We start from the raw sequence: 24,398 nt of genomic DNA, 5'->3' as shown, positions 1-24,398 counted from the left end.
TGCGGCGGGCGCCCCATTCTAATCCGACCCGCCCTCCTGTGGCGGATCGTGGTCTTATCGAGGAGCTGCACCATGGCCACTGTTGGCATGAACGACGTCAAGAACGGCATGAAGATCCTGGTCAACAACGAGCCGGCGGTCATCACCGAGACCGAATACGTCAAGCCGGGCAAGGGCCAGGCCTTCACCCGCATGAAGTATCGCTTCATCAAGTCCGGTCGCGTGGTGGAAATGACCATGAAGGCCACCGACGACGTGGAACTGGCCGACGTGGTCGATACCGACATGCGCTACCTGTACAGCGATGGCGAGTACTGGCACTTCATGGATCCGGAATCCTTCGAGCAGGTGCAGGCCGACAAGGCCGGCATGGGCGGCGCCGAAAAGTGGCTCAAGGGCGAGGAAGACTGCATCGTGACACTGTGGAATGGCGCGCCGATCTGGGTGCAGCCGCCGAACTTCGTCGAGCTGAAGATCACCGAGACCGACCCGGGCGTGCGCGGCGATACCTCCGGCGGCGGCGGCAAGCCGGCCACGCTGGAAACCGGCGCGGTGGTGCGTGTGCCGCTGTTCGTCAACCAGGACGAAGTGATCAAGGTCGACACCCGCTCGGGCGAATATTCGGCGCGCGTCAAGTAATCCAGATGCGCCTGGGACGCCGGTCCGGTCGAGCGGTACGCAGTGCCAGTGTCCTGATGGCGCCAGGAGCAGCTGACAAGACGACTGCGCCGCTGCCAGGCTTGGGCGGCCGGTGCCTGGAAGCTGCGTGTGCCACGGGTACGCCGCGGGTCCCGTGGGCCTCCGGCATTCACCCGACGGCCGTTCGCGTCGCGTTGCTGGCCGGGCTGAGCGGCCTGCTGGCGGCCTGCCCGGTGTTTGCACAAATCGGCGGCGCCACCGCCTGCGACGCGCAGAGCGTGGCGGCGGTGGCGGCTGGCGCAACGTCCGGCGCGGCAGGTGCGCTGCCGGTCGATCGTGCCGTGGCACAGACCTGCAAACCGTGGCCGTACGACCCATCGATACGGCTGGCGGCCATTGCGTTCGCCAGCGATGCCACCACCGAGGCGGGCGAACGCAACCTCGAACTGCGCGTTGCCATGCTCGTTGCCCGCACTGCCCAGATCGTGGCGTTGTACACGCAGGACATGGGCGAGGATGCCGGCTTCGAACTTGCTGCCGACAGTCTGCGCCTGGATACCGCACGCTATGACCTGGCGCAGGGCGTACGCGCAATTGGCGTGGTGGTGCACAGCGTTGCGCGCGGTCCCAGTTGTCCGGATTTGGACAGCAACGATGCGCTGACCTTGCTGGTGCGCGAACAGCGCCGGTTGCGCCCGGTGCTGCAGCGGGATCTGACGGTGTGGCGGCGGGTGAAAGGCGAACCGTGCAACTGGGGCGCGCCAGGTGTGGTGACCGAGCGCGGCACGCTCACCCTGTCGATGGGCGCACCGGTCCACGCAGGCTATGCCGACATCGCACTCACTGCCAATCTGGTGACCTCCACCACCGTCAAGGATGCGGAGGACATCGAGCGCACCCACCGCCAGCGCCAGGTGCTGCGCTACGACGGCACGCGGTATGTGCCTGTGTCACGCTCCGACGACTCCTGGCCGTTCGGCAACTAACTTCAATGGATCCACTCATGACCAACGCCCCGCCCGAACCCTGCGACCTGCTGATCGAGGCCGGCTATGTCGTGCCGATCGAACCACATGCGGTGGTGCTGGAAGACCACGCCGTGGCGGTCAGCAACGGCGTCATCGTTGCCGTGCTGCCCGTTGCCGAAGCACGCGCACGTTTTGCGCCGAAGCAGACCGTGTCGCGCCCGGACGCGGCCTTGATCCCGGGCCTGGTCAACGCGCATACGCACAACCCGATGACGCTGCTGCGTGGCGTGGCCGACGACCTGCCGTTGATGGTGTGGCTGCAGCAGCACATCTGGCCGGTGGAAGCGGCGGTGATCGGCCCGGAGTTCGTCGCCGACGGCACCACGCTGGCCATCGCCGAGATGCTGCGCGGCGGCACCACCTGCGTCAACGAGAACTACTTCTTCGCCGATGTGCAGGCCGCCGTGTACAAGCAGCACGGCTTCCGTGCGCTGGTGGGCGCGGTGATCATCGATTTCCCCACCGCCTGGGCGTCGTCGGACGATGAGTATTTCGCCCGCGCCGGCGAGCTGCACGACCAATGGCGCGACGATCCGCTGATCAGCACCGCGTTCGCGCCGCATGCGCCGTACACGGTCAACGATGCCAACTTCGAGCGCGTGCGCATGCTGGCAGACCAACTGGATCTGCCGGTGCATCTGCACACGCATGAAACCGCGCAGGAAGTGGCCGACTCGGTCAAGCAGTACGGCCAGCGTCCGCTGGCGCGGCTGGACCGCCTGGGCCTGGTCAACGACCGCCTGATCGCGGTGCACATGACCCAGCTCACCGATGCGGAAATCCACCTGTGCGCCGAGCGCGGCGTGAGCGTGGTGCATTGCCCGGAATCCAATCTCAAGCTGGCATCCGGGTTCTGCCCGGCCTGTGCGTTGCAGCGCGCTGGCGTCAACCTGGCCATCGGCACCGACGGCTGCGCCAGCAACAACGACCTGGACATGTTCAGCGAAAACCGCACAGCCGCCATCCTGGCCAAGGCGGTGGCCAACGATGCGACCGCGCTGGATGCGGCCACCACCTTGCGTGCGGCCACGTTGGGCGGCGCGCGTGCCCTGGGCTTCGGCGACAAAATCGGTTCGATCGAGGTCGGCAAGCAGGCCGACCTGGTCTGCGTGGACCTGTCTGCACTGGAAACCCAACCGCTGCATCATGTGCTGTCGCAGCTGATCTACGCCGCCGGCCGCCACCAGGTCACCGATGTGTGGATCGCCGGCAAGCCAAAGCTGGTGCAGCGCGAGCTCATCGACATGGATACCGCGGCTCTGGTCGCCAATGCGCGCCAGTGGCGCGACCGCATCCGCACCGTCCGCGCCTGAGCGCGCGTCATCGACTCACGGAGTTCCCTATGAATCCCGATACCTCCACCACCGCCGGCAACTTCCGTCAGACCGAACTGGACAAGTTCGCCGCGCTGGCCAACCGCTGGTGGGACGCCGACGGCCCGCAAAAGCCGCTGCATGCGCTCAATCCGGTGCGCCTGCAGTACGTGTCCGCGCGCCAGGAGCTGGCCGGCGCGCGCGTGCTCGACGTGGGCTGCGGGGGCGGCCTGCTCAGCGAGTCGATGGCCCGCCTGGGCGCGCAGGTGACTGCGATCGACCTGGCCCCGGAGCTGGTCAAGGTGGCACGCCTGCACAGCCTGGAATCGGGCGTGCAGGTGGATTATCGCGTGCAGTCGGTCGAAGCGTTGGCCGCCGAACAGCCGGGCAGCTTCGATGCGGTGACCTGCATGGAGATGCTCGAGCACGTGCCGGACCCCACTGCGATCATTCGCGCCTGTGCCAGCCTGCTCAGGCCGGGCGGCAAGCTGTTCCTGTCCACCCTCAATCGCACCCCGGCCGCGTTCGCGCTGGCGGTGGTCGGTGCCGAGTACATCGCGCGGCTATTGCCCAAGGGCACGCATCACTACAAGGATTTCATCAAGCCGGCCGAGCTGGCGGCGTGGTTGCGCGCAGCCGAGCTGCAGTTGGAGGACGTCAGCGGCATGCTGTACGAGCCGTGGCGCAATCGTGCGCGGCTGTCGTCGCGGACCGAGGTCAATTATCTGGCGTATGCGGTGAGGCCGTGACGGGCGGGGAGTGGGGAATCGGGAGTCGGGATTCGCAACGGCGGTTGGCCGGGGCTTTGAAATTTCCTGGTTCTGGCCTGCTTGCCGGTCGCGCTGGCATGGCGGTGGCTCTGTGAGATTTCCGCGGGCGGTGTTGTTCGACCTGGATGGCACCTTGCTGGACAGTGCGCCGGACATGCTGGCGACCGTCAACGCGATGCTGGCGGCGCGCGAGCGTGCGCCGGTGGCGTTGGAGCAGCTGCGGCCGGTGGTGTCCAAGGGCGCGCGTGCGATGCTGGGCGTGGCCTTTGCCGAGCTCGATGAGCAGGCGCGTGCAGCGCTGGTGCCGGAATTCCTGAGCCGCTATGAAGCCTTGATCGGCACGCAATCGCAGCTGTTCGATGGTGTCCAAGACCTGCTGGCGCGACTGGAAAGCGCCGGCTGCCTCTGGGGCATCGTCACCAACAAACCCGAATACCTGGCCCGCTTGATCCTGCCGCAACTGGGTTGGCAGCAGCGCTGCGCCGTGTTGATCGGCGGCGATACGCTGGCCGAGCGCAAGCCGCATCCGTTGCCGCTGCTGACCGCGGCGCAGCACATCGGCGTTGCGCCGGCGCAGTGCGTGTATGTGGGCGACGACGAGCGCGACATCGTCGCCGCACGCGCGGCCGCCATGCCGTCGGTTGCCGTGTTGTGGGGCTACCGCCTGCACGACGATGTGCCGGCGCGCTGGCAGGCCGATGTGCTGGTCGATACGCCGCAGCTCCTGTGGAACCCGGCGACGTGGCCGCAGACCTGATCCTTTCTTGTTTTTGTCCGGACCCGCCATGAGCCAATCCAGCGCCCTCGACAGTTTTCTCGACAAGTGGGCAACCCGCTGGCCGGAATGGTCGGTCGCCGAACCCTTCATTCCCGAACCGCAGCGGCGCGTGACTGCCGCCTGGTTCGCCTTGCTGCAGGAATGGGAAGACATCATGAACATCGCCGGCGATCCACTGCCGGCCGATGCCAAGCTGGCGTGGTGGCAGCAGGAACTGCGCGATTGGTCCGAGCAACGGTCGCGGCATCCGCTGGGACGCGTGCTGGAGCCGGTGCGTGCGCCATGGGCGCAGTTGGCCGATGCCTTGCCGGCGATGCAGGCCGCACGCGTGCAGCCCGCATCGCTTGCGCAGGCGCTTGAGCCATTGCATGGCTTCGCCGAGGCCGTGGTCGCCGCCGAAGCGGTGCTGTTTGCGCGTGCGCAGCCTGGCGATGCCACGGCGGTGGCAGTGCAGTGGCTGGACGCGCGCCAGCGCGTGGCTGGCGATGGCGCAGCACCTGGTGGCGTCAGTGCCGTGGCCTGGCGCACGCAGTTGTTGCGGGCCTGGCCACGCAAGCCGGCACTGGCCCGCCCGCATCGGGTGTGGTCGCGGCTGGCACGCGTGCGCCTGCAGCGCGAACTGGCCGGCAAGCCGGCCTATCCGCCGCCGGTCCAGCAGTTGTGGCATAGCTGGCGGGCTGCCAGCGGCGCGGACTGAGCGCAAGCGGATCCTGTCGCACACAGCGCCTGTGGATGTGGACGAACGGGCGCGGCCAGCGGGCAGGGTGCGATCGCTGATTCCATCTCAACACGCACCGCTTGCTGCGACCAACAGGCCGCAGCAAGCGCGTATCGCCTTCGCATGCGCGTTCGTTGCTGCTCAGAACACGCCGCTCAGATCGGCGAATCCGGCAGCACCGTGTGCAAGGCAATGAAGGCGTCGTTGCACTGCAACGGCGTGCCAGGTCCAGGCGTGCCCTGTAGTTGCACATCGTTGGACGCCGATGGCGTCAGTTGATCGTAAAAACTCACCGGGCCGCCCTTGAAGCTGAAGTGCGTTGCCCCCGGGTTGCTGGAAGGTCCTCCGAAATGCGGCTGCGCAAAGGTGATCTTGCCGCCTTCCAGCACCACGTTGTCCAGGCTGATGGTGATCGGCCGGGTCGTCGTGGCGTCGCGGTATCCGTAGAAGCTCAGTTCGCCGCCACCAAAGGTCGTCGAACCCAGCGAATGGACATTGGTCAGCGAAATATTGGTGAACTGCGGAATCTTGTCGCGCGTGGCCGGGCTGGCGTAATTGGCATCGAACACCAATGGACGGGCAACACCGCGCATGCAGATGTCTTCGAAGCTGATGTTCTCCACCTTTCCGCCGCGCGAGGCATCGGACTTGATGCGCAGTCCATTGGCCGAATACGGGTCCCTGACGACATCGTTGGCATTGAAGCCGTCGATGCTCAAACCGCGCACGGCGATGTTGCGCATGCCCGAATCGGTTTCGCTGCCCAGCGAAAAGCCGTGCGTGTAGTAACACTGGTTGTAGGCGAACAGCATGTTCTCCGAGGGGATGCTGCGCGTATCTTTGGCGTGCGCCTTGATCGCCACGCAATCGTCGCCGGTTCCGATGTACGAGTACGCCAGCAGCACGTTCTTCGACTGCCCGGGGTCGAAACCATCGGTGTTCTTGGCGGTTTCCGGGGTGAAGCAGGTCGCATGCGGATTGACGTCGGGCGTGCTGCCCGCCGGGCAGTGATAGCCCGGTCGCGAGTAGACCAGGCTGGGTGCCAGAATCTTGATGCCCCAGGCAGTCAGGCCCACCACGTTGTCGCTGATGACGTGGAAGTTGGGCGAGTTCTCCAGGGTGATGTCGTAGAGCGTGACGTTGGTGCTGTTGTCGATTTGCATCAGACGCGGCACATGCTGGCTCAAGCCTTTGGTGACGTTGAGATAGGCAAGATCCCACCAGCTGGCCTTGCCGGCATTGGGACCGGCGGTGAGCGTGCTGCCGCCGCGTCCGTCGATCTTTCCGGCGCCGACGATCGCGCTGTTGGTGGTGTCGGAAAAATGGATCAGCGGGTTGCACGACTTGGTCTTGTCGCTGCTGGCGGTGCCGCAGGTGCCCAGGCCGTTGTCGTAGTCGTTGGGATTGCGCGAGGCGAACACGGTGACGCCGTGGTCGATCCACAGTGTGACCCCGCTCTTGATGGTGAGCGGGCCGGTCAACAGGCCCGACTCGCCGGCATCGCCCGGGACCAGATGCACTGCACTGCCGGCCGGGCAATCGTCGATGGCCGCCTGCAGGCGCGCGGTATCGCGCCTGGATTGGCCGGGATCCTCATCCAGCGCGTCGAGCGAGCCAGCAACCGGGACCAGGGCCGCCTTGAGCGTGCTGCAGATCTGCTTGGGCAGTGCGGGTTGCCGCACGACGCCCCAGCGGGTCGAGATGCTGTGCGCGGTATCCGGCACGGCCTGCGCAGAGGAGCGATTGGCGGATGCCGGAAAGCTGGCAAGGCCGCACAGCGCCAGGGACAGTAGTGCCAAGGAGGGAAGCGTGGATGGTGGGTGCATGGGGAGTGCTCCGACGGGACGAACGGCGGTGCCCGATCTCGACACGGCTCGACCTGCGCATGGCAGTGGCGTGACCATCAGCCGGTACACATGCTGTCTGTGGCATTGGTGTCGAAGGTGTCGCGCGATCGGCCACGAGGAGATGCCAGCGTGCTGCCAGAGCGCGGCTATCGATGGCGGTGGAGCGAATCCAGTACCGCACGCCCGAAGAAAACCTTGTTTGGTTGCGGTCTGTTTGCGTGCCGGCGTCAGTCGATGTCTGTGAAAAAAGCGCCTGTTCGCACGCCGCATCGCGCGGATGCCAACAAGCGCTTCGTGCAAGCTAGCAATCGACGCTGCTGATGCGGCGCGATGGTGGACTGCGTGCCGCTGCGCGCCGCGAGTCAGTTGGCGGCGCCAGCTCCGCTGTTGCCGTACTCGTAGAAGCGGTTGGGCGAGTTGCTGCAACTGCTGACGCAGAAAGGCCGGCTTGCAGTGGAAGCGTTCCAGGGTGCGGTCTTGCGGATGTGGCTGCCCAGGGTGGAGTCGCGTACGGTGACCTGGCCATTGGGCGATGTGCCGTTGACGTACGCGCTCAGGCTGCTGACACCTTCATCCCAGGCACGACCCAGGTAGGTCTGGTTGTCGGGTGAGCCGGAGACGGCGACAAAACCGCTGTTGATGGCCAGGAAGCCATAAGTGCTGTCTGGCCGCGTGCTGGGCGCAAAGATGTAGCCGCCACGGCTGCTGCCCAGGCGCGCACCGATGGAGCGGATGGTGGCTTTGTCGAACACGCCGATACCCGAGCCGAAGATGAAGTCCACATCGCCATCGATCGTGCTGTTCTTGAAATACGCACGTATCACGTTGGCTGCGTTGGTCGCACTGATCAACAAGGTGTCCTGGTTGCCGGTGATCACCACGTCCTCGAAACTGGCCTTGTCGCCGCGTACCGCCAGTGCGACTGCCGACGGGTTGTTGTCGGTGTAAGTGCCTTCGACATAGTTGTTGTCGATGCGCAAATGGCGTGCCTGGAAGTCGGCGGCGCGCACCGTCACCGTCGCGCTGTTGGAGGTGCCCACTGTGGTGGCCGACCCATTGCTGGCACAGGCATGGCTCGCGGTGCCGGCTGGCTTGGGCGTGGGGTTGGCGTTGTTGAAACGGATGACGGTATCGCCGACAGACGCGCCAAGCCCGAACACCGTCAATGGCGGTGCATTGGTGGGAACGCACACGAGCTCGGTATAGGTGCCCGCCTTGAAGCGAAGCAATGTGCAGGATGTGCTGAGTGGTCACGCTTGGAATCCGGACCAGGTCGCAACGTGCATCCCCCGCATGCGTACTCACGTGAATCGATGCGGCGATGCAACGCGCTGGTCATCACATGCCGTGGGCACGCGGCCTTCCAGACTCGATCACCCGCGTAAGACGCGCATGTCAGGAATGCAAATGACCGATCCCACAGAGCTGCAGGACAAATTCTGGAAAGCCTTGAAATCCGATCGCACCGTGATGCTGGGCCTGGATGGTGTGGAAGACGGTCATGCACGTCCGATGACCGCGCAGATCGAAGGCGACAGCGGTGGCCCGATCTGGTTTTTCACATCTAGGGACAATGCATTGCTTGCAATGCTGGGGCAGGGGCGGCGGGTGATCGGCGCTTTCAGCAGCAAGGGCCATGATCTGTTCGCCAGCATCAGCGGTTCGTTGCGCGAAGACACCGACCGTGCGGTGATCGATCGCCTTTGGAATCCGTATGTGGCTGCCTGGTACGAGGGCGGCAAGGACGATCCCAAACTGGCACTGCTGCGCCTGGATCCCGATCACGCCCAGATCTGGCTCAACGGGTCCAGCCTGCTGGCCGGTATCAAGGTGCTGCTCGGTATCGACCCCAAGAGGGATTATCAGGACAAGGTGGCGGACGTTCCGCTGCGTTGAGGATGTGGGCTAGCAGGCGCGGCCCTGTCGGTGCGCCTGCTTGCGCGCGCACCCATGCCTTTGCGCGCTTCACCGTGAACAAACAGACCGCGGCGGCATCATCGAGCGCACGAGGCAGCGCGTCTTCGGGGTGCGCCTATCAGGAGAAGCAACATGCAAACGATCGAAATCGGCCAGATGGTCTTCCTGCGCGATGGTGAGGTTGGTGTAGGCGCGGTGCGCGACATCCGCAATGACGGTGCCGAACTTGTCATCAATATCGAAAATGGCGGCGATTTCGTGTTGCCCGCATCGGCGGTGCGCGATGTGCATTCGGGCAAGGTGATGCTGGATGTCGACGCACTGCCGGAAGCAGTACGCCAGGCCTTGCGTCATCCGCACGACAACGAATTGCGTACCAGCACGTATGCGGCCAGCGATCGGCACGATGGGGCACTGCGCTGATGGTGTCTGCTGCGTGAGTGGATGGCCGCAATCGATGGACGTATTGGGCTAGGCCTACGCTTGCCGTCCGCCAGTTGGAGAACGCAGGCTCAGCCGGTGTCAAAGCACCTGGCCGCTTTTGTCGCCACTGCGTTGCCTCCACTCCAGACGCGAACCAGCCTCGACCGGCAGCGCAGTGGGGGATCAATCATCCGGCAGTAAGAAGTTGCGCGGTGCCTGGGCATCTGCGCTACCTGCCGGCAGGCGCGGTTGCTCGGCCTCGTCCTTGAGTTGCACACCGGACAGGCGGCGTCGAAATGCTTCGCGTAGCAGGTAGGCGAGCTTATGCGTGGCCTCCGCATAGCTCAGGCCTTCGGTGCGGATATTGGAAATGCAGTTGCGCGCCGCATCGGTCAGCCCGACGCGCGGGGCATAGGTCAGATACAGGCCGAGGCTGTCGGGCGAACTCAGTCCGGGTCGCTCTCCAATCAGGACGATCACCGCGTGTGCGGCGAGCAATTCACCCACTTCGTCGCCGATCGCAACGCGCCCTTGCGCGATCAGCACCACCGGAGCCAGCGACCAGCCTTCGTGTGCGGCCAGCGCATCGATCTGCTCGAGCATCGATGCGGCATGCCGATGCACTGCCAGGGCGGACAGCCCGTCGGCCACCACCACTGCCACGTGCCGCCCCTTGTCGCGCACGGCGGCCAGGCCGCGCAGGTGCGTGGCTGCGGCATCCGACAGGCGGCGTCCCAGGTCCGGGCGTTGCAGATAGGTGTGCCGATCCGGCGCAGCGCTCTGCAGGAGCACGCTGGTGCGCCCGCGCTGTTGCAATGCAGCCTGCAGCGGTGCCGCATCCAACGCCAGATGCACCGCATCGCGTGCCTGGGCATGCGCCAGCTGGAAGTCCAGATGGGCGGCGGTGGGCAGGCTGGTGCCCACCCGGCCGAGCGCGATACGCGCCGGTGTCAGCTGGCGCAGCCGTGCCCAGGCATCGCTGGGAGGTGTCGCCGGGCTGCTCATTGCGCCGTTCCCACAGGCAGTTGCGCGAGCGCACGGCGAAACGCCGCAGGAATATCGCTGCCGAGTGCGAAACGGCCATCGTCCTGCAGCCGCAGAATGCCTTGCTGTTCCAGCCATTGCTCGAATTCGGGCGCCGCCCGCAGGCCCAGCGCCTGACGCGCATACAGCGCATCGTGAAATGACGTGGTCTGGTAGTTCAGCATCACATCGTCCGAGCCGGGAATGCCCATGATGAAGTTGATGCCGGCAGTGCCGAGCAGGGTCAGCAAGACATCCATATCGTCCTGGTCGGCTTCGGCATGGTTGGTGTAGCAGATATCGCAACCCATCGGCACACCGAGCAACTTGCCGCAGAAATGATCCTCCAGCCCCGCACGAATGATCTGCTTGCCGTCGTAGAGATACTCCGGGCCGATGAAGCCCACCACGGTGTTGACGAGCAATGGCTTGAACTGCCGGGCCACCGCATAGGCGCGCACTTCGCAGGTCTGCTGATCCACACCGTGATGCGCGTTGGCCGACAGCGCGCTGCCCTGGCCGGTTTCGAAATACATCACGTTGTCGCCCACGCTGCCGCGGCGCAGCGACAGACCCGCCTCGTAGCCCTCGCGCAATAGCGCCAGATCGATACCGAAGCTGGCATTGGCCGCTTCGGTGCCGGCGATGGACTGGAACACCAGATCCACTGGCACACCGCGGCCGATCGCCTCGATGGTGGTGGTGATGTGCGCCAGTACGCACGACTGGGTAGGGATCTGGTAGCCGGTGATCACCGCATCGAGCATGCGCAGCAAGGCGCTGGTGGCGGCCAGGCTGTCGCTGGCCGGATTGATGCCGATCACTGCATCGCCGTTGCCATACAACAGGCCATCCAGCACGCTGGCGGCGATGCCGGTGGCATCGTCGGTGGGATGGTTGGGCTGCAGCCGGGTGGACAGGCGCCCGCGCAGTCCCAGCGTATTGCGAAAGGCAGTGACCACGCGGGTTTTCTGTGCCACCAGGATCAGGTCCTGCACCCGCATCAGCTTGGATACCGCGGCCACCATCTCCGGCGTCAGCCCTGGGGCCAGGGCCGTCAGCGCGGCTTCGTCGGCCTGCGCGCTCAACAACCAGTCGCGCAAGCCGCCAACGGTGAGATGCGCCACAGCAGCGAACGCCGCCGCATCGTGCTGGTCGATGATCAGCCGGGTGACTTCGTCCGATTCATAAGGCACCACCGCTTCGTCGAGGAAATGCCGCAGCGGCAGATCGGCCAGCGCCATCTGCGCGGCCACGCGCTGCAGCCCCGATTCGGCTGCCAGCCCGGCCAACTGATCGCCCGAGCGCGCTGGCGTGGCCTTGGCCAGCAGGGTCTTGAGGTCGGCAAACCGGAACTGCTCGCCGCCTGCCGTGAACGCAAAACCGCTCATCTGCTGCTCGCCGCCGCGGAGGCCTGGCTGCGCAGACTCAGCACGCAGCACGCTGCGCCAAACAGCAGCAGCCCAACGAAGATCAGCGCCACGATCGGGTTGAACCACACCATGGCGACCAGGCACACCAGCGCCAGCAGCAAGGCGATCGCCGGCACCACCGGATACCCCGGTGCGCGGAAGCTGCGCTCCAGTCCCGGTTCGCTGCGTCGTAGCTTGAACAGGCTCAGCATGCTCATCACATACATCACGATGGCGCCGAACACCGACATGGTGATCATTGCCGCGGTCAGCGACATGCCCTGGATCTTGACCACGCTGTCGCTGCAGATCGCGGCGATGCCGATGACGCCGCCGGCCAGGATCGCCCGGTGCGGGGTGCGGAAGCGCGACAGCGTGGCCAGCCCGTGCGGCAGGAAGCCGGCGCGCGCCAGTGCGAAGAATTGCCGCGAGTAGCCCAGGATGATGCCGTGGAAACTGGCTACCAGCCCGAACAGACCGATCCACACCAGCATGTGCAGCCAGGTCGAGCTGTTGCCGACCACCGCCTTCATCGCCTGCGGCAGCGGGTCGTTGATGTTGGACAGCTGGCGCCAGTCGCCCACGCCGCCGGCAAACACCATCACCCCCAGCGCGAGCACCACCAGGGTGGCAATGCCGGCGATGTAGGCGCGCGGGATGGTGCGCCTGGGGTCCTTGGCTTCTTCTGCGGCCATCGCCGCGCCTTCGATCGCCAGGAAGAACCAGATCGCGAACGGAATCGCCGCAAAGATGCCGGAAATCGCCGCCGGGCCGAACACGTCGCTGCCGGCCCAGCCATTGGCGGCGAAGCGCGCCACGCTGAAACCCGGTGCCACCACGCCCATGAAGACCAATAGTTCGATCACTGCGAGCAGGGTGACGATCAGCTCGAAGGTGGCCGCGATCGCCACGCCGACGATGTTCAAGCTCATGAACACCAGATACGCGCCAATGGCGGCCACGCGCGGATCCAGCGTGGGGTATTGCACATTCAAGTACGCACCGATCGCCATCGCGATGGCCGGTGGCGCGAACACGAATTCGATCAGCGTGGCCAGGCCGGCGAGCATGCCGCCGTGGGTACCAAATGCGCGCAGGCTGTAGGCGAACGGTCCACCGGCATTGGGAATGGCCGTGGTCAGCTCGGTAAAACTGAAGATGAAGCAGGTGTACATCACTGCCACCAGCAGGGTGGTGACCAGGAAGCCGAGCGTGCCGGCAGTGCCCCAGCCATAGCTCCAGCCGAAATACTCGCCGGAAATCACCAGGCCCACGGCGATTCCCCACAGCTGCCAGGTGCCCAGGGTCGGCTTGAGTTGCTCGTTGCGCATGTCGCACATCTCCTGCGGTCTGGGGGAGGGGAGATGAAGCACGCCCGACGCCGAAGCGACGGACCGACCGTCAGCAGCCAAGCGTTCGCCTACAGCGACGCTCGACGGTCGCTCCGGTTATACCCCAAAGCCTGTTGGCGAACACACGCACAACGGGTAGGTGGCGGCTGCGGGTATCTGCTGTGTTCCAAGCCTGGCAACGATCAGGACGCAGCCAGAGCCCCTCTCCCTCCGGGAGAGGGGTTGGGGTGAGGGTACGGGGCGAAGCCCTCTTGCACCCAAGACGCACGAGGCTTCGCCCGTACCCTCATCCGCCCCTTCGGGGCACCTTCTCCCCCATGAAGGAGGACCATGTCCCGATGGGAGAAGAAAACCACAGCCAAAAACTACTTCCCGCGCTCAAGTACCAGCAGCGGATCGATCCGCACATCGAACCAATTCATCCCCCAATGCAGATGCGGCCCGGTCGCACGCCCGGTTGCGCCCACCGCCGCAATCACCTGGCCTTGTTCGACGCGATCGCCGACCTTCACGTCGATCCGCGACAGATGCAGGAAGTTGGAGCTGATGCCGAAACCGTGATCGAGCAGCACCGTGCCACCGGTCAGATAGAGATCCGGTGCGGCAAAGGTCACCACGCCGGCAGCCGGCGCCTTGACCGGTGTGCCGGTGGGCACGGCAATGTCCATGCCGGAATGGCCGGCGCCCGGCTGACCGTTGTAGACCCGCGCGTTACCGAAGCGGCCGCTGATGCGGCCCTGCACCGGCCAGATGAAGGGTTGCGCAAAATCCGGGCGTGCATCGTCGCGATCGCGCGCCGCAGTCACCTGTGCCTGCTCACGCTTGATGCGCTCGGCAATCGCCGCTGGCGGATTGACGGTCTTGGGCGGTACGCCGTTGACGCGCTCGGTGGGCCAGTCGCGCGGCGTCACTGCCACACTGGCGGTGCGCTGGCTGCCGTCGGGCAGGGTGATGCGCACCTGCAACGGGCCAGTGGCATCGCGGCCGATACCGAACACCACGCTGCCATAGCCGCTGACCCGCAGGTAACGGCCGGCGTACTGCACCTTGCTGCCGGCCGGCACCTTGCCGATCACCATCGCACCCTGCGACGCGCTGGCCGGGAACACCACGCCAGCCTCGCTTGTGGCCTGCGCCTGCGCCTGCACCGCACCTGCACTCATCATGGCCGGCACCAGCGCCAGCCATGCACCAAAGAAGGCTGCACGCATCAGCGGTCGAAGGTCAGGCGCTGGCCGGCGGCGCTGCCGACCAATTGCTCGCCGTCCCACACCTGTTGCCCGTTGACCCAGGTTGCGGCGATGCGCGAACGAAAGGTGGTGCCCTCGAACGGCGACCAGCCGCACTTGGACAACACCTGCTCGCGCTTCACGGTGAACGGCGTGTTGTCGATCATCACCAGATCGGCGAAGTAGCCCTCGCGCAGGAAGCCGCGCTGTTCTACATCGAATAGCTGCGCTGGCGCATGCGCGAACTTCTGCACGATGCGGGTGATCGGCAGCTTGCCTTCATGCACCAGCTCCAGTGCGGCCACCAACGCGTACTGCACCAATGGCAGGCCGGAGGGCGCCTGTGCGTACGGCTTCTGCTTTTCTTCCCAGGTGTGCGGGGCGTGGTCGGTGGCGAGCACGTCGATCACGTCGTCGGCCAGCGCCTGGATCAGCGCCAGGCGGTCCTCGGGATCCTTGATCGCGGGATTGCACTTGATCAGGTTGCCCAGCCGCGCGTAATCGCTGCGGTCGAAGCGCAGGAAGTGGATGCAGGTCTCGGCGGTGATGCGCTTGCGCAGCTTGCCGTCGGCATCGACCAGCGGGCCGGCCTCGAACAACCCCAACTCGTCGGCGGTGGAGATGTGCAGTACGTGCAGGCGGGTGTTGTGCTTGCGTGCCAGCGACACCGCCAGCTGCGAGGACTTCAGGCAGGCCTGCCGCGAGCGGATGTCCGGGTGCATGTCCGGCGTCAGCGCATCGCCGTAGGTGTCCTTGTACTGCGCCATCGTCGCGTCGATGGTGGGGGTGTCTTCGCAGTGGGTGATGATCGGTGTCGGCGCGTCGCGGAAGATCGCGTCCAGCGTCTCGGGGTTGTCGACCAGCATGTTGCCGGTGGAGGCGCCCATGAACACCTTGATGCCCGGCGCGGTCTTGGGGTCCAGCGACTGGATGTGGGCCAGGTTGTCGTTGCTGGCACCCATGTAGAAGCCGTAGTTGGCCCAGGCGCGCCCGGCGGCCGCGTCGTACTTGGACTGCAGCGCGGCCGCGTCCAGGGTCGGCGGGTTGGTATTGGGCATGTCCATGAAGCTGGTCAGGCCACCGGCCACGGCGGCGCCGGATTCGGTGGCGATGTCGCCCTTGTGGGTCAGGCCCGGCTCACGGAAGTGCACCTGGTCGTCGATCATGCCCGGCAGCACCCAGCGCCCGGCTGCGTCCACCACGGTGTCGCCGGCGGCAGGCGTGATCTTGCTGTCGATCCTGGCGATGCGGCCGCTCTCGATCAGGAGATCGGCGTCGAACTCCTTGCCTTCATTGACCAGACGGGCGTTGATGATGAGGGTTCGGCTCATGGATGAGGTCCTTTGCAGCGGCAGGAAGAAGGCGAGGGCGAAGAAGACGGCGGGGGCGCGTCGGGCACCGGATCGAAACCGCCTGGATGGAATGGATGGCAGCAGCCGAGCCGGCGTGCGGCCAGCCAGCATCCGCGCAGCGGGCCGAAGCGGCCGATGGCGGTCATTGCATACTCCGAGCAGCTGGGCACAAAGCGGCAGCGCGGCCCGAGCAGCGGGCTGATGAACAGTTTGTAGAAGCGCAACAGCGCAATGAGCAGGCGTGAGATCACTTGCCAATGATATGCCAGTTGCATTAATAGGTGGTTGCCGGGGGTCCGCGGGGTACGTTATAAAGGTCCGCTTTCCCGGGCCCCGGGGGAACCAAGGAAGAGCGTTTCGTGGCTGCTAAAAAACCTGCAAAAAAGGCCGTCCAGGCCGCCAAGAAGTCCGCCAAACCCGTTGCGAAGAAGGCAGCGGCGCCCGCTGCTGCAAAACCGGCCGCCAAGAAGGCCACGTCGGTCGCCAAGCAGCCTGCTGCCAAGAAGGCACCCGCGACCAAGGCCGTTGCCAAGAAGGCGCCGGCTGCCAAGCCCGCAGCCACCAAGCCCGTGAAACCTGTCGCCAAGACGACCGCTGCCAAGCCGGCGGCGACCAAGGCAGCGCCTGCTGCCGCCAAGCCGGCCGCCAAGCCGGTGGCGTCCAAGTCCGTACCGAAGCCGGCTGCCAAGCCGGCTCCGGCCAAGTCAGTCCCGGTCAAGGCTGAAAAGCCCGCGCCCGCACCGGCCCCCAAGGCCGTCCCTGCGAAGCCGGCAAAGCCTGCGACCCCGTCACCTAAGAATCCCGTGCCCGTTTCGAAATCCTCCGCAAAAACGCCAACCAAAACCGAATCCCCCGCCAAGCCCGCCGCGACCCGTCCGGTCGGCAAGGTGGCCGTGGCCGTGACCTCCAAGCCGTCCAGCTCGGCGCCCAAGACAAAGTACAAGGTGGTCGAGTACAAGACCGACGAGGCCACTGGTCGCCCGATCCTGCCCAAGGGCTACAAGCCTGCGGCGGACGAGGAGTACATGAGCACGCTACAGCAGGAATACTTCCGTCAGCGGCTGCAGAGCTGGCGCAACGACCTGGTCGAAGAATCCAAGCAGACCATCGAAAACCTGCGCGAAGAAGTGCGCGATATCGGCGACGAAGCCGAGCGTGCCACCCGCGAAACCGAGAACTCGCTGGAACTGCGTACCCGCGACCGTTATCGCAAGCTGATCGGCAAGATCGACAGCACGCTCAAGCGTCTGGAGGCCGGCGATTACGGCTTCTGTGTCGACACCGGCGAAGAAATCGGCCTGGATCGCCTTGAAGCGCGTCTGACCGCCGAACGCACCATCGACGCCCAGGAGCGTTGGGAGCATCTGCAGAAGCAGCAGGGCGACTGATCGTCCTGCCGGCTGACCAGAGCCCCGCCACGTGCGGGGCTTTTTTGTGGGTCGCCGGGTCCACCCAGCTGGCGTATGAGTGCGCGAAGACGCAATGTCGATGCATGGTGGCCGCGCCCGGCGATGGCGGCCGACCTGGCCAGCTCCCTGTTCGAGCCGCGCGTGCACGGGACGATGTCTGCAACCGCGCCACGCGCGCTGCCGTCCGGGCAAAGCGCACGCGTCGTCTCAGGCGTAACACATTCGCATCGAGCCACCGGGGCGGCACCGGCGGCGCGCGGCCGGTGCGCATTGCCTACTGCAGCTCGCGCAGGTCCAGCTTGCGCAGGCGCGGCGCCTTCCAGGCGGTGGTCGCCACCACGCCCAGGGTGACGCAGCCGCCGATGACCACGGCCGGTACCAGCCCCACCAGGCGCGCCATCACCCCGTCGTAGAAGGCACCCAGTTCGTTGGACGAGCCGATGAAGATGCCGTTGATCGACGACACCCGCCCGCGCATCGCATCCGGCGTGGCCAGTTGCAGGATGGTCTGCCGCACCACCACCGAGACGCCATCGCACATGCCGTACACCAGCAGGATGGCCGCCGACAGCCAGAAGTGGCGCGATAGGCCAAAGGCGATGGTGCACAGCCCGAAGCCGGCCACCGACAGCATCAGCACGCGTCCGGCATTGCGTTGCAGCGGGTGTCGCGCCAGCCAGACGCCCACCACGATCGAGCCCAGTGCCGGCGCGCCGCGCAGGATGCCCAGGCCTTCCGGTCCGTAGTGCAGGATGTCGTGGATGAAGGCCGGCAGCATCGACACCGCGCCGCCCAGCAGCACCGAAAACATGTCCAGCGCCATCGCGCCGAGCATGATCTGGTTGGACAGCACGAACTGTGCGCCTTCGGCGATGCTGCGGAAGATCGGCGCACGTGCGCCGTCGTTGATCGGTTCTTCCACGCGCAACAGCGCCAGCGCCAGGATCGCCACCAGTGCCACGCTGGCGGCCACGCCATAGGCCAGCCCCTTGCCGCCCCAGCCGACCAGCACCCCGCCCAGCGCAGGGCCGATCACCATGCCGGCCTGGAAGGTGACGCTGCCGATGCTGGCGCCGCGTGCGAACGCTTCGCGCGGGAGTGCACGGGCGAACAGGGCGTTATAGACCGGCGACAGGAACGAGCGTGCCGCCCCGGTCAGCGCGATGGCCGCATAGATCGGCCACACGCCCTGCGCCGGCAGCCATCCATGCGCGATCGCCAGCAACAGCAGTGCGGTGCCGACCAGGCCCAGCACCGCCACCATGCCGAGCCGCCGCCGTGGCAGGTGATCGACCAGGTAGCCGGCAAACGGCGCGATGCAGAAGAACGGCAGGATTTCCGCCAGCCCGATCAGGCCCAGCGACAGCGGGTTGCGGGTGATTTCGTAGATATGCCAGCCGACCGTGACCGCCACGATCTGGTAGGACAGCATCGCCGCGACGCGATACAGCAGGACCAGGCCGAAGCCGGGATGCGCAAACAGCGTGCGCAGCGAATCGGCGGGCGAGGGTGCGGGCGCGCTCACTGTTGCGCGCGTGCGGTGTCGCGGATGAAGGCCAGCATCGCGGCCACGCCATTGCTGCGGGTCGGCGACAGGTGCTTGGCCAGGCCGATGCCGGCGATGTAGTCCGGCTCGGTCGCCAGGATTTCCTGCGCGCTACGCCCGGAATACACCCGCAGCGCCAGATAGATCAGCCCGGAGACGATCGCCGAATCGCTGACGGCGTGGAAGTCCAGCCGCTCGGCGCTGCCCTCGGGCACGATCCACACCATCGACTGGCAGCCGTGCAGGCGATGCTCTTCGGTCTTCCACTGCTCCGGGAAGGCGGGCAGCTTGCGACCCAGGTCGATCAGGTACTGGTAGCGCTCGGACCAATCGCCGAAGAAGGAGAACTCCTCGGCAATGGCGGCCTGCGCCTCGGTGGCAGTGGGTTCGAGCGGGAAGGGGGAGTTGGTCATCAAAGTTCCAGAATCGTTCGCAAAAATCCAGGGGCGTTCGGTCAGAGCCCCTCTCCCGCCGGGAGAGGGGTTGGGGTGAGGGTAGGGGCGAAGCCTCGCGGGAATTCGATGCGAACGGCTTCGTCCATCTCAAAAAGGTGCACGTGGCTGCGCTCGTACCCTCATCCGGCGCTGCGCGCCACCTTCTCCCCCATGAAGGGGGACAATGTCCCGACGGGAGAAGGGTATGTCATGCGCTTTTGACGTGGAGGTGTGCAAGTGCGGTTCAGGGGATGAGTAGAGTATTGAACTCGGGAATTGCCCCTCTCCCGCCGGGAGAGGGGTTGGGGTGAGGGTAGGGGCGAAGCCTCGTGGTCTAGTGCACGTGGCTTCGCCCGCACCCTCATCCGGCGCTACGCGCCACCTTCTCCCCCATGAAGGGGGACAATGTCCCGGCGGGAGAAGGAACGGTCAGGCGCGTTTCCAGCGTACGCCTTGCGGGGTGTCTTCCAGGACGATGCCCTCGTCGGCGAGTTGCTTGCGGATGGCATCGGCACGGGCGAAATCCTTGGCCTTCTTCGCGGCGCTGCGCTCTTCGACCAGCGCAGTGATGCGCGCATCGTCGCCGGCGTCGGTGCCGCGCGAGAACCAGGCGGCCGGGTCTTGCTGGAGTAGGCCCAAGGCCAGACCGGCGCCGAGCAATTCGGCCTTGGCCCGACGTACGGCGTCGCCCCGCGTGCCGGCATCCGCAGGATCGGGGCCGCCCGGCGGCGCCATCTCAAGCAAAGCGCGATTGGCCTCTCTGGCTAACTTGGCGAGCACCGCTAACGCCAGCGGTGTATTGAGATCGTCGTTGAGCGCCTCTTCGATCTGCGCGGGAATTGCCGGTTCCGCTCGGACGCCAGCAAGCCGGCGCAAGGTACCGTACAAGCCATCCAGGCGCTTGATCTGATCCTCGATCAACGCATCCGACCAATCCAGCGGCTGCCGATAATGCGCGCTCAACAGCGCGCAGCGCAGCGCTTCGGGCGGATGCCTGGCAATCAGGTCGTGCACGGTTTCGATGTTGCCCAGCGACTTGCTCATCTTGGCGCCGCTGAAATTGAGCATGCCGTTGTGCAGCCAGAACCGTGCGAAGGTGGCGCCGCCGTGGGCGCACTCGCTCTGCGCGATTTCGTTTTCGTGGTGCGGAAACTGCAGGTCCACACCGCCGGCATGGATGTCGATGGTGGGGCCCAGATGGGCCGCGGCCATCGCCGAGCATTCGATATGCCAGCCGGGGCGGCCACGGCCCCACGGCGACTCCCAGCCGGGCAGCTCGTCGCTGGACGGTTTCCACAGCACGAAGTCGCCGGGGTCGCGCTTGTACGGCGCCACGTCCACGCGGGCGCCGGCCAGCATCTCGTCCGGATCGCGCCGCGACAGCTTGCCGTAGCCATCGAAGCTGGCCACCGCGAACAGCACATGGCCTTCGGCGGCGTAGGCATGTCCGCTCGCGATCAGCTGCTCGATCATCGCCACGATCTGCGGGATGTGCGCGGTGGCTTCCGGTTCGATGTCCGGCGGCACCACACCGAGCGCGGCCATGTCCTGGCGATAGATCGCGGCGAAACGGTCGGTGATGACGGAGATCGGCACGCCTTGCGCCTGCGCGGCGGCGTTGATCTTGTCGTCCACGTCGGTGATGTTGCGCGCGTAGCGCAGGGCGCCATAGCGGCGGCGCAGCAGCGCGGCCAGTACATCGAACACCACCGGGCCGCGTGCGTTGCCGATATGCGCGTAGTTGTAGACGGTGGGGCCGCACACGTACAGGGTGGGGCTGGCGGGATCGAGCGGCGCGAACGGTTCGACCCGCCGCGTCAGGTTGTTGTGCAGGCGCAGGCTCATCGGCATCTTGAAAGGGGCAACCTCGCGATTCTAGCCGGTCGCGGCAGTGCGGCGAACCGGTTGGCTGCCCGGCAACCGGATGGGCTGCGTTCAGCCCGGAACCATCCAAGCTCCATACACTAACGTATTGCCTGGCCTGGCCATCTTGCTCCTGATGCGACTTCTCCCGTTCTCCGTGCTGTGCGTGCTGGCCTGGCAGGTGATGCCGGCACATGCCGCAGATCCCGAGGTGAAAAACCGGGTCGTCGTGATCGAGAACGTCAAGCTCGACTACGCCCAGGTATTGAACGTGGAGCCGGTGTACCAGACCTTGCGCGCCACCCGCATCGAGGAGCAGTGCGAGGCCGAGCAGGCCGCCCAGGTTGCGGTGGCGCCGGCCGAGGACGAGGGGCGCATCAACCGCATGATGGATTCGGTCAAGGAAATGTTCTCGCGTCGCCCCGAGCCGGCCGCGCCGGCGGCGGTGCCGCCGATCAGCACGCGCCGCAACTGCAAGGTGGTGGAAGTGCCGCGCGAGTTCCGCCGGCCGATCGCCTTCGACGTGGACTACGTCTACAAGGGCACCAAATATCGCTCGCGGTTGCCGGAGGACCCGGGCAACCGGCTGCGGATCCGCGTCTCGGTGACCCCCTACATCCCCGACGCCATCGTCGCGCCGCCGCGCTGAGCCGCGCGGCGGTTGCGCCGTTCCCGCATGCATGCGAGGATTCGCGCCCTATGCAAGCAAACGCCTTTCAGCACGACACCAGCGCCGCCCGGATGGCCTCCGGCATGACCTCGCGTGCCCGCCGACCGGAATCCCACATGTTCGCTGGGTGAGCCGGGGCGTTTTGCTGTTCCGACGTTGAAAACCCAGCCCGCAGGCTGGGTTTTTTCGTTTTGGCGTCACGAAAGTTTCAACCGCAAGAAACGCGCATGTCGCGCACCCCGTCGCTCCTGACGGACCACGCAGCAGAAGCACGCAGCAAAGGATCGATCGATGTCACTGAAGCACTTCTTGAACACCCAGGACTGGAGCCGCGCCGAACTGGACGCGCTGTTGACCCAGGCCGCGCTGTTCAAACGCAACAAGCTGGGAAGCGAGCTGAAGGGCAAGTCGATCGCGCTGGTGTTCTTCAACCCGTCCATGCGCACCCGCACCAGCTTCGAACTGGGTGCCTTCCAGCTGGGTGGGCATGCGGTGGTGCTGCAGCCGGGCAAGGATGCGTGGCCGATCGAGTTCAACCTGGGCACGGTGATGGATGGCGATACCGAAGAGCACATCGCCGAAGTGGCGCGCGTGCTGGGGCGCTATGTGGACCTGATCGGCGTGCGTGCGTTCCCGAAGTTCGTCGACTGGTCCAAGGACCGCGAGGACCAGGTGCTCAAGAGCTTCGCCAAGTATTCGCCGGTGCCGGTGATCAACATGGAGACGATCACCCACCCGTGCCAGGAGCTGGCGCATGCGCTGGCGCTGCAGGAACACTTCGGTACCAGCGATCTGCGCGGCAAGAAGTACGTGCTGACCTGGACCTACCACCCCAAGCCGCTCAACACTGCGGTGGCCAATTCCGCGCTGACCATTGCCACGCGCATGGGCATGGACGTGACCTTGCTGTGCCCGACGCCGGACTACGTCCTGGACGAGCGCTACATGGGCTGGGCGGCGCAGAACGTGGCCGAAAGCGGTGGCTCGCTGCAGGTGAGCCACGATATCGACAGCGCCTACGCCGGCGCCGATGTGGTGTATGCCAAGAGCTGGGGCGCGTTGCCGTTCTTCGGCAACTGGGAGCCGGAAAAGCCGATCCGCGACCAGTACCAGCACTTCATCGTCGACGAGCGCAAGATGGCGCTGACCAATAACGGCGTGTTCTCGCATTGCCTGCCACTGCGTCGCAACGTCAAGGCCACCGATGCGGTGATGGATTCGCCCAACTGCATCGCCATCGATGAGGCGGAGAATCGCCTGCATGTGCAGAAGGCGATCATGGCTGCGCTTGCTTCGCAAGCGGGAATCGGGAATCGGGATTAGAGAATCGCAACAGCAACACCTTGGCCCCCACCTTTACGTACTAAGGAACATTGATGAGCGCTGCTTCCACCAATCCCGAATCCCCAATCTCCACTCCCGGCACCAAAGACATCGTCCTGGCGTTCTCCGGTGGTCTGGACACCAGCTTCTGCATTCCGTATCTGCAGGAACGTGGCTACGCGGTGCACACGGTGTTTGCCGATACCGGCGGCGTGGATGCCGAAGAACGTGAGTTCATCGAGAAGCGCGCCGCCGAACTGGGCGCGGCCAGCCATGTCACCGTCGATGGCGGCCCGGCGATCTGGGAAGGCTTCGTCAAGCCGTTCGTGTGGGCGGGCGAGGGCTACCAGGGCCAGTACCCGTTGCTGGTGTCGGACCGCTACCTGATCGTCGATGCCGCGCTCAAGCGCGCCGAAGAACTGGGCACGCGCATCATCGCGCACGGCTGCACCGGCATGGGCAACGACCAGGTGCGTTTCGACCTGGCGGTGAAGGCGCTGGGCGACTACCAGATCGTCGCGCCGATCCGCGAAATCCAGAAGGAGCACACCCAGACCCGCGCCTACGAGCAGAAGTATCTGGAAGAGCGCGGCTTCGGCGTGCGTGCCAAGCAGCAGGCCTACACCATCAACGAGAACCTGCTGGGACTGACCATGTCCGGCGGCGAGATCGATCGGTGGGAAGCCCCGGGCGAGGGTGCGCGTGGCTGGTGCGCGCCGCGCAGCGCGTGGCCGACCGAAGCGCTGACGGTGACGCTGAAGTTTGTCGAAGGCGAAGCGGTGGAACTGGACGGCGAGCCGCTGCCGGGCGCCAAGATCCTGGCCAAGCTCAACAGCTTGTTCGCGCAGTACGGCGTGGGCCGCGGCGTGTACACCGGCGACACCGTGATCGGCTTGAAGGGCCGCATCGTGTTCGAAGCGCCGGGCCTGATTTCGCTGCTCACCGCGCACCGTGCGCTGGAAGATGCGGTGCTGACCAAGCAGCAGAATCGCTTCAAGCCGGACGTGGCGCGCAAGTGGGTGGAGCTGGTGTACGAAGGTTTCTACCACGACCCGCTCAAGACCGACATCGAGGCATTCCTGAAGTCGTCGCAGTCCAAGGTCAATGGCGAAGTGGTGCTGGAAACGCGCGGTGGCCGCGTCGATGCGGTGGCGGTGCGTTCGCCGCATCTGCTCAACACCAAGGGCGCGACCTACGCGCAGTCGGCGGATTGGGGCGTGGAAGAGGCCGAAGGCTTCATCAAGTTGTTCGGCATGAGTTCCACGCTGTACGCGCAGGTGAATCGCTGACCACGGCATTCGGTGCTGCGCGCAGATCGCTTCTCCCGCGTGCGGGCGAAGGTGGCGCGTAGC

Annotated in this window: 22 protein-coding genes and 1 pseudogene; 12 read left to right on the top strand and 11 right to left on the bottom strand. The window is 65.7% G+C overall.

Features of this window, described 5'->3' with window-relative positions:
* The first annotated feature begins 72 nt into the window (after positions 1-72).
* From efp to HG421_RS09535, 6 genes are all read left to right on the top strand, one after another.
* Complete coding sequence (efp, locus tag HG421_RS09560) at positions 73-639, top strand: elongation factor P (protein ID WP_104540272.1); 567 nt, start codon at positions 73-75, stop codon at positions 637-639.
* 194 nt (positions 640-833) lie between these two features.
* Entirely contained in the window at positions 834-1,625 is a 792-nt protein-coding gene (locus HG421_RS09555) for a hypothetical protein (protein ID WP_169706191.1), read from the top strand.
* 17 nt (positions 1,626-1,642) lie between these two features.
* The gene (locus tag HG421_RS09550) at positions 1,643-2,980 is read left to right on the top strand and encodes a TRZ/ATZ family hydrolase (protein WP_169706190.1); all 1,338 of its coding nucleotides are present in this window, start codon (positions 1,643-1,645) and stop codon (positions 2,978-2,980) included.
* Positions 2,981-3,009: 29 nt separating this feature from the next.
* Positions 3,010-3,729 carry a bifunctional 2-polyprenyl-6-hydroxyphenol methylase/3-demethylubiquinol 3-O-methyltransferase UbiG gene (ubiG, locus tag HG421_RS09545; RefSeq protein ID WP_169706189.1) on the top strand — a complete coding sequence of 240 codons (720 nt, stop codon included), beginning with the start codon at positions 3,010-3,012 and terminating at the stop codon, positions 3,727-3,729.
* Between the two features lie 112 nt (positions 3,730-3,841).
* Entirely contained in the window at positions 3,842-4,507 is a 666-nt protein-coding gene (locus tag HG421_RS09540; RefSeq protein ID WP_169706188.1) for a phosphoglycolate phosphatase, read from the top strand.
* A gap of 28 nt (positions 4,508-4,535) precedes the next feature.
* Positions 4,536-5,225 carry a phytoene/squalene synthase family protein gene (locus HG421_RS09535; RefSeq protein ID WP_169706187.1) on the top strand — a complete coding sequence of 230 codons (690 nt, stop codon included), beginning with the start codon at positions 4,536-4,538 and terminating at the stop codon, positions 5,223-5,225.
* Positions 5,226-5,401: 176 nt separating this feature from the next.
* Here the strand turns inward: HG421_RS09535 and HG421_RS09530 are convergent, their stop codons facing one another.
* A complete protein-coding gene (locus HG421_RS09530) occupies positions 5,402-7,072 on the bottom strand; it encodes a glycoside hydrolase family 28 protein (RefSeq protein ID WP_169706186.1) in 1,671 nt (556 codons plus the stop codon).
* Positions 7,073-7,455: 383 nt separating this feature from the next.
* A pseudogene (locus HG421_RS09525) lies at positions 7,456-8,313 on the bottom strand (pectinesterase family protein); the annotation flags it as partial.
* A 187-nt stretch (positions 8,314-8,500) separates the two neighbouring features.
* On the opposite strand from HG421_RS09525, the gene HG421_RS09520 reads away from it, so the two are divergent.
* Positions 8,501-8,989 (top strand): pyridoxamine 5'-phosphate oxidase family protein, encoded by a 489-nt coding sequence (locus HG421_RS09520; protein WP_169706185.1) that lies wholly within the window; start codon positions 8,501-8,503, stop codon positions 8,987-8,989.
* A 153-nt stretch (positions 8,990-9,142) separates the two neighbouring features.
* Complete coding sequence (locus tag HG421_RS09515; protein ID WP_169706184.1) at positions 9,143-9,433, top strand: hypothetical protein; 291 nt, start codon at positions 9,143-9,145, stop codon at positions 9,431-9,433.
* Between the two features lie 183 nt (positions 9,434-9,616).
* Here HG421_RS09515 and eutC read toward each other — a convergent pair whose 3' ends face one another.
* From eutC to yidD, 6 genes are all read right to left on the bottom strand, one after another.
* A complete protein-coding gene (gene eutC / locus HG421_RS09510; RefSeq protein ID WP_169706183.1) occupies positions 9,617-10,438 on the bottom strand; it encodes an ethanolamine ammonia-lyase subunit EutC in 822 nt (273 codons plus the stop codon).
* A complete protein-coding gene (locus HG421_RS09505; protein WP_169706182.1) occupies positions 10,435-11,847 on the bottom strand; it encodes an ethanolamine ammonia-lyase subunit EutB in 1,413 nt (470 codons plus the stop codon). Before HG421_RS09505 ends, eutC begins: the two co-directional genes overlap by 4 nt.
* Positions 11,844-13,208, bottom strand: coding sequence for an ethanolamine permease (gene eat, locus HG421_RS09500; protein WP_169708145.1), 1,365 nt, complete (start codon positions 13,206-13,208; stop codon positions 11,844-11,846). Before eat ends, HG421_RS09505 begins: the two co-directional genes overlap by 4 nt.
* Positions 13,209-13,585: 377 nt before the next feature.
* Entirely contained in the window at positions 13,586-14,431 is an 846-nt protein-coding gene (locus HG421_RS09495; protein WP_169706181.1) for a M23 family metallopeptidase, read from the bottom strand.
* Positions 14,431-15,780 carry a dihydroorotase gene (locus HG421_RS09490; RefSeq protein WP_169706180.1) on the bottom strand — a complete coding sequence of 450 codons (1,350 nt, stop codon included), beginning with the start codon at positions 15,778-15,780 and terminating at the stop codon, positions 14,431-14,433. Before HG421_RS09490 ends, HG421_RS09495 begins: the two co-directional genes overlap by 1 nt.
* Positions 15,777-16,076: a membrane protein insertion efficiency factor YidD gene (gene yidD, locus HG421_RS09485; RefSeq protein ID WP_169706179.1), complete on the bottom strand. Its 300-nt coding sequence runs from the start codon at positions 16,074-16,076 to the stop codon at positions 15,777-15,779. Before yidD ends, HG421_RS09490 begins: the two co-directional genes overlap by 4 nt.
* An 84-nt stretch (positions 16,077-16,160) precedes the next feature.
* Here yidD and dksA point away from each other — a divergent pair, with 84 nt between their 5' ends.
* A complete protein-coding gene (gene dksA / locus HG421_RS09480) occupies positions 16,161-17,189 on the top strand; it encodes an RNA polymerase-binding protein DksA (RefSeq protein WP_169706178.1) in 1,029 nt (342 codons plus the stop codon).
* Positions 17,190-17,484: 295 nt separating this feature from the next.
* On the opposite strand, the gene HG421_RS09475 is transcribed toward dksA, so the two are convergent.
* The 3 genes from HG421_RS09475 to cysS all read right to left on the bottom strand — a co-directional run bounded on the left by HG421_RS09475 (position 17,485) and on the right by cysS (position 21,035).
* Positions 17,485-18,735 carry an MFS transporter gene (locus tag HG421_RS09475; protein WP_169706177.1) on the bottom strand — a complete coding sequence of 417 codons (1,251 nt, stop codon included), beginning with the start codon at positions 18,733-18,735 and terminating at the stop codon, positions 17,485-17,487.
* Complete coding sequence (locus tag HG421_RS09470) at positions 18,732-19,169, bottom strand: SufE family protein (RefSeq protein WP_169706176.1); 438 nt, start codon at positions 19,167-19,169, stop codon at positions 18,732-18,734. The genes HG421_RS09475 and HG421_RS09470 overlap by 4 nt, the downstream gene beginning before the upstream one ends.
* Positions 19,170-19,619: 450 nt before the next feature.
* Positions 19,620-21,035 carry a cysteine--tRNA ligase gene (gene cysS, locus HG421_RS09465; protein ID WP_169706175.1) on the bottom strand — a complete coding sequence of 472 codons (1,416 nt, stop codon included), beginning with the start codon at positions 21,033-21,035 and terminating at the stop codon, positions 19,620-19,622.
* 154 nt (positions 21,036-21,189) lie between these two features.
* On the opposite strand from cysS, the gene HG421_RS09460 reads away from it, so the two are divergent.
* The 3 genes from HG421_RS09460 (at position 21,190) to HG421_RS09450 (ending at position 24,335) form a co-directional block, all read left to right on the top strand.
* Positions 21,190-21,702 carry a hypothetical protein gene (locus HG421_RS09460; RefSeq protein WP_169706174.1) on the top strand — a complete coding sequence of 171 codons (513 nt, stop codon included), beginning with the start codon at positions 21,190-21,192 and terminating at the stop codon, positions 21,700-21,702.
* Between the two features lie 312 nt (positions 21,703-22,014).
* The gene (locus tag HG421_RS09455) at positions 22,015-23,046 is read left to right on the top strand and encodes an N-acetylornithine carbamoyltransferase (protein WP_169706173.1); all 1,032 of its coding nucleotides are present in this window, start codon (positions 22,015-22,017) and stop codon (positions 23,044-23,046) included.
* A gap of 53 nt (positions 23,047-23,099) precedes the next feature.
* Positions 23,100-24,335, top strand: a complete 1,236-nt coding sequence (locus HG421_RS09450; protein ID WP_169706172.1) for an argininosuccinate synthase — start codon at positions 23,100-23,102, stop codon at positions 24,333-24,335.
* The last annotated feature ends 63 nt before the right edge of the window (positions 24,336-24,398 follow it).

Origin of the sequence: Xanthomonas campestris pv. badrii, from assembly GCF_012848175.1 — a bacterium.
Taxonomy (GTDB): Bacteria; Pseudomonadota; Gammaproteobacteria; order Xanthomonadales; family Xanthomonadaceae; genus Xanthomonas; species Xanthomonas campestris_C.
The sequence above is the reverse complement of the archived record's forward strand: the minus strand, read 5'-3'. Positions and strand labels throughout refer to the sequence as shown.

What these genes read in the sequence shown, in the direction of transcription:
- efp (WP_104540272.1), top strand. Translation starts at nt 73, where the DNA reads ATGGCCACTGTTGGCATGAACGACGTCAAGAACGGCATGAAGATCCTG.
- HG421_RS09550 (WP_169706190.1), top strand. Translation starts at nt 1,643, where the DNA reads ATGACCAACGCCCCGCCCGAACCCTGCGACCTGCTGATCGAGGCCGGC.
- ubiG (WP_169706189.1), top strand. Translation starts at nt 3,010, where the DNA reads ATGAATCCCGATACCTCCACCACCGCCGGCAACTTCCGTCAGACCGAA.
- HG421_RS09535 (WP_169706187.1), top strand. Translation starts at nt 4,536, where the DNA reads ATGAGCCAATCCAGCGCCCTCGACAGTTTTCTCGACAAGTGGGCAACC.
- HG421_RS09530 (WP_169706186.1), bottom strand. Translation starts at nt 7,072, where the DNA reads ATGCACCCACCATCCACGCTTCCCTCCTTGGCACTACTGTCCCTGGCG.
- HG421_RS09520 (WP_169706185.1), top strand. Translation starts at nt 8,501, where the DNA reads ATGACCGATCCCACAGAGCTGCAGGACAAATTCTGGAAAGCCTTGAAA.
- HG421_RS09515 (WP_169706184.1), top strand. Translation starts at nt 9,143, where the DNA reads ATGCAAACGATCGAAATCGGCCAGATGGTCTTCCTGCGCGATGGTGAG.
- eutC (WP_169706183.1), bottom strand. Translation starts at nt 10,438, where the DNA reads ATGAGCAGCCCGGCGACACCTCCCAGCGATGCCTGGGCACGGCTGCGC.
- HG421_RS09505 (WP_169706182.1), bottom strand. Translation starts at nt 11,847, where the DNA reads ATGAGCGGTTTTGCGTTCACGGCAGGCGGCGAGCAGTTCCGGTTTGCC.
- eat (WP_169708145.1), bottom strand. Translation starts at nt 13,208, where the DNA reads ATGTGCGACATGCGCAACGAGCAACTCAAGCCGACCCTGGGCACCTGG.
- HG421_RS09495 (WP_169706181.1), bottom strand. Translation starts at nt 14,431, where the DNA reads ATGCGTGCAGCCTTCTTTGGTGCATGGCTGGCGCTGGTGCCGGCCATG.
- HG421_RS09490 (WP_169706180.1), bottom strand. Translation starts at nt 15,780, where the DNA reads ATGAGCCGAACCCTCATCATCAACGCCCGTCTGGTCAATGAAGGCAAG.
- yidD (WP_169706179.1), bottom strand. Translation starts at nt 16,076, where the DNA reads ATGCAACTGGCATATCATTGGCAAGTGATCTCACGCCTGCTCATTGCG.
- HG421_RS09470 (WP_169706176.1), bottom strand. Translation starts at nt 19,169, where the DNA reads ATGACCAACTCCCCCTTCCCGCTCGAACCCACTGCCACCGAGGCGCAG.
- cysS (WP_169706175.1), bottom strand. Translation starts at nt 21,035, where the DNA reads ATGAGCCTGCGCCTGCACAACAACCTGACGCGGCGGGTCGAACCGTTC.
- HG421_RS09460 (WP_169706174.1), top strand. Translation starts at nt 21,190, where the DNA reads ATGCGACTTCTCCCGTTCTCCGTGCTGTGCGTGCTGGCCTGGCAGGTG.
- HG421_RS09455 (WP_169706173.1), top strand. Translation starts at nt 22,015, where the DNA reads ATGTCACTGAAGCACTTCTTGAACACCCAGGACTGGAGCCGCGCCGAA.
- HG421_RS09450 (WP_169706172.1), top strand. Translation starts at nt 23,100, where the DNA reads ATGAGCGCTGCTTCCACCAATCCCGAATCCCCAATCTCCACTCCCGGC.